Below are 399 nucleotides of genomic sequence, written 5' to 3' on the forward strand. Positions count from 1 at the left end.
TTATTATGTCAGTTAAAGGTATTAGATCAAAAAATTACCAAAGTTTTTGAAGAGCAAGTTGGCTTGAGTTTGACTCGTTATGAGTTGCTGATGATTTTAAAAGAACGTCAGCCGTGTCTTCAAACGGAGATTCAAGAACACTTAAAAATCGATAGTGGTGCGGTCACTCGCCATTTGAAAATTTTAGAAGAGAAACAGTATGTGACACGACAGCGAAATCCAGAAAATAATCGGGAAGTGCTAGTGCATTTAACAGAAAAAGCACAACAAGAACTACAGCAATGTACAGCCAAGCAACAAACGGTAACAGAAATTATTCCCAGTACATTTACAAAGGACGACTGTCGCCAGTTAAAAGAACTTTTGACAAAACTAGATCAAAGCATTACAACGAAAGAG

1 protein-coding gene is annotated in these 399 nt (G+C 36.8%); it reads left to right on the top strand.

Going from position 1 to position 399, the window contains the following annotated elements; all coding sequences use genetic code 11:
- The coding region (locus AC2JF8_RS09340) for a MarR family winged helix-turn-helix transcriptional regulator (protein WP_500762814.1) at positions 1 to 399 on the top strand (399 nt) is incomplete at both ends.

This window comes from Lactobacillus sp. CA30L (genome assembly GCF_059900845.1).